The organism is Streptomyces laculatispora (assembly GCF_017353455.1).
In the GTDB taxonomy this organism is placed as follows: Bacteria; Actinomycetota; Actinomycetes; order Streptomycetales; family Streptomycetaceae; genus Streptomyces; species Streptomyces laculatispora.
Genome location: NZ_JAFMPZ010000419.1, coordinates 1 through 3,127, shown reverse-complemented (window position 1 = coordinate 3,127; position 3,127 = coordinate 1). Strand labels below are relative to the sequence as shown.

Here is a 3,127-nt window from a genome sequence, read left to right as displayed (position 1 = left end):
CGCCTACGTCTACGACGGCGGCGTGCTCGACGAGGAGCAGCTGAAGGCGGTGCGCGTCCAGGAGGACGAGCTGCTGTCGTGGAAGCTGGTCGACCGGGCGGAGCTCGGCAGCCATCTGCCCGAAAGGCTCGGGCTGCGGGTGCAGGCGGCGCTGGACGTCCTGGATTCGGGCGCGGGCGCGGCGGAGCTGGAGGACGGTCTGCCCGTCGCCTGAGGCGAGGGGCGAGGGGCGAGGCGGCCGGGGAACGGGGCCCGTGCGTGGGCCGGACGAGAGGCCTCAGTCCTCCGCCGGCTCCTGCCGCGCCCGCCGGGAGGGGCGGAACTCGTACAGGTCCAGGATCCCCGGCGGGTCCACGAGTCCCGGGCCGCCCCCCGCTACCCAGCCGGCGATGTCGGCGATCGCCTCGGCGTCGTTCACCAGGCCGAGCCAGACCGGCCGGCCACCGGCCCGGCGGCCGTCGGCGGACGGCTGGACGACCACGACATCTGCCTGGTCGCAGGCGTCCAGGCAGTCCACGACCCGGACCGTCGCGATCCCGTCGAGGGAGCCGCGCACCGCGGCGAGCAGCCCCGCGTGGTCCACGCCCGCGATCTTCGGGGTCCCGCAGCAGCAGCCGCGGCAGACGCTGACTGTGGGCCGGGGCGGGGCGGCGGCCCTGCGGTCGCGGCGGCTCATACGGGCAGGTTCCGGAGCGGGACGTGGATGATCACCGTGGGACTGTACCGGGGCCCACCACCGGCTCGACCGGACGAGTTCCCCCGCTGCCCGTGCGGTAGTGTTGATGGCTGCGAAGGGGAGTAGCCCTGCAAACCGGTCGTCGACACACTGGAACCTCCGGGTTCCCGGTGGCCGGGTTCGTGGATCATCACGGGCGGGCGAGACCTTCGGTCAGGTATGACACGCCCGCCTCCCGCGGGTGCCGCCGTCATGCCGGGCCGAGTGGTCCTCCGAAAAGCCCGAGTGGCACTTCGCGGAAGACCCGGGGCCCGGCTCTTACAGAAAGCCACCCGGAATGCATCTCGACCCCCTGGCGATCCTCACCGCTTTCGGGCTGATCTTCCTCGCGGAGCTCCCCGACAAGACGATGTTCGCGTCGTTGGCCATGGGCACGCGCATGCGCCCGCTCTATGTCTGGTTCGGCACGTCGTCCGCGTTCATCGTCCATGTCGCCATCGCGGTCGGAGCGGGCGGCCTCCTCGGACTGCTGCCCGACTGGATCGTCAAACTCGTCTCGGCGTCCCTGTTCGCGTTCGGGGCGTTCATGCTCCTGCGCGCCGGCGGGGGCGACGACGAGGACGAGGACGGCCCGAAGACCGTGACCGGATTCTGGCCGGTGTACTCGACCGCGTTCATGGCGGTGTTCATCAGCGAGTGGGGCGACCTCACCCAGATCACGACGGCCAACCTGGCGGCGAGCAATGGCACCTGGTCCACCGCGATCGGGTCCGCGGCGGCCCTGATGTCCGTATCGGCACTGGCACTGCTCGCCGGGCGCTTCATCTCCAAGCGCATACCGCTCAAGACGGTCCAGCGCATCGGCGGCCTGTGCATGCTGGGGCTGGCGATCTGGACGGTCGTCGAGATCTTCACCGGCTGACGCGAGCGGCTCCGCCGCGGGGTGCGGGCCCGTCCGCCGGCTGGGCGGGCCCGTCCGCCGCGTGCTCTAGAACAGCGCCTGGACCGTGTCCTGCGTACCGTTCTCGAAGGCCAGCAGCCGTTGCTTGCGGTCGAGTCCGCCGCCGTATCCGGTGAGGCTCCCCGACGCCCCGATCACCCGGTGGCAGGGCACGATGATGCCGACCGGATTCTTGCCGTTGGCCAGCCCCACCGCACGCGAGGCGCCGGGCTTTCCGAGGATCTCGGCCAGTTCGCCGTACGAACGCGTCTCGCCGTACGGAATCCGCTGGAGCTCCGCCCAGACGGTGCGCTGGAACGGGGTGCCGTCGAGGTCCAGCGGGAGGTCGAACTCCCGGAGTTCACCGGCGAAGTAGGCGTCCAGCTGCCGGATCGTCTCGTCGAAGGGGGCGGGGTCGGGCTCGCCGAAGGTCTCCTCGGGCGGACGGTGGCGCTGATCGGTCATGTAGAGGCCGGCGAGGACCCCGTCGGTGGCGACGAGGGTCAGCGGGCCGTAGGGGCTGTCGGTCACGGTGTGCCGGCGGGTCGCGATGGCGGTGGTGCGTGCTGCGGTCACGATGGACTTCCTTGTGCGGGAAGGTGGTTGATGGGGTGGTCGTCGACGGTCCACAGATACTGGACCGCGTAGGCCCGCCAGGGACGCCAGGCCGCCGCGCGGGCGGTGAGTGCGGCCGGTGTCGAGGGAAGACCGAGTTCCTGCGCGGCCCGCCTGATGCCGAGATCCGTCGGCAGGAAGGCGTCCGGATCACCGAGCGCCCGCATGGCGATGACCTCGACCGTCCACGGCCCGAAGCCGGGCAGCGCGGCCAGTTCGGCCCGCGCCTTCTCCCAGTCGGTGTCGGTGCCGAGCCGCAGCGAACCGGCCGCCAGGGCCTCGACGAGTGTGGTGAGCGTCCGGCGCCGGCTGCGCGGCAGGGCCAGCCGCTCGGGATCGAGTCCGGCCAGCGCCCCGGATGCCGGGAAGAGGTGGGTGAGACCGCCCTCGGAATCGTCGACGGGCGTGCCGTGGGCGGTGACCAGCCGGGCCGCGTGGGTCCGTGCCGCGGCCGTCGACACCTGCTGGCCGAGCACGGCCCGGACGGCGAACTCCGCGCCGTCGACGGTTCTCGGCACCCGCCGCCCCGGTGCCTTGTCGACCAGCGGGGCGAGCAGCGGATCGGTGCGCAGCTGTTCGTCGACCGCGACCGGATCGGCGTCGAGGTCCAGCAGCCAGCGGCAGCGGCTGATGGCCAGGGTGAGATCACGCGGGTCGGTGAGCGAGAGCCGGCAGGCGATGTGGTCGGGGTGCGGGGTGAGGGCGACGATGCCGTGCCCGTACGGCAGATCGAGCGTGCGCCGGTAGGCGCCGTCGCGCCACTCCTCCACGCCCGGGACGGCCGTCGCGGCGAGATGTCCGAAGAGGTTGCTGGGATTGAGCGGTGCGCGGTACGGCAGCCGCAGCGCTATCACGCCGGGCGTGACCGGGGGCTTCGCCGACCGGGCCGCGCGGCC

5 protein-coding genes are annotated in these 3,127 nt (G+C 72.4%); 2 read left to right on the top strand and 3 right to left on the bottom strand.

Going from position 1 to position 3,127, the window contains the following annotated elements; genetic code table 11:
* Positions 1 to 214: NUDIX hydrolase (locus J1C73_RS21065; RefSeq protein WP_504744028.1), on the top strand; the 214-nt coding region annotated here is incomplete at its 5' end.
* Positions 215 to 277: 63 nt separating this feature from the next.
* On the opposite strand, the gene J1C73_RS21060 is transcribed toward J1C73_RS21065, so the two are convergent.
* Positions 278 to 676 (bottom strand): (2Fe-2S) ferredoxin domain-containing protein, encoded by a 399-nt coding sequence (locus J1C73_RS21060; protein ID WP_123463983.1) that lies wholly within the window; start codon positions 674 to 676, stop codon positions 278 to 280.
* 337 nt (positions 677 to 1,013) lie between these two features.
* Here J1C73_RS21060 and J1C73_RS21055 point away from each other — a divergent pair, with 337 nt between their 5' ends.
* Complete coding sequence (locus J1C73_RS21055) at positions 1,014 to 1,598, top strand: TMEM165/GDT1 family protein (protein ID WP_207317785.1); 585 nt, start codon at positions 1,014 to 1,016, stop codon at positions 1,596 to 1,598.
* A 66-nt stretch (positions 1,599 to 1,664) separates the two neighbouring features.
* Here the strand turns inward: J1C73_RS21055 and J1C73_RS21050 are convergent, their stop codons facing one another.
* Positions 1,665 to 2,192 (bottom strand): methylated-DNA--[protein]-cysteine S-methyltransferase, encoded by a 528-nt coding sequence (locus tag J1C73_RS21050; RefSeq protein WP_207317784.1) that lies wholly within the window; start codon positions 2,190 to 2,192, stop codon positions 1,665 to 1,667.
* The coding region (locus J1C73_RS21045) for a DNA-3-methyladenine glycosylase family protein (protein ID WP_207317783.1) at positions 2,189 to 3,127 on the bottom strand (939 nt) is incomplete at its 5' end. The genes J1C73_RS21050 and J1C73_RS21045, both read right to left, overlap by 4 nt.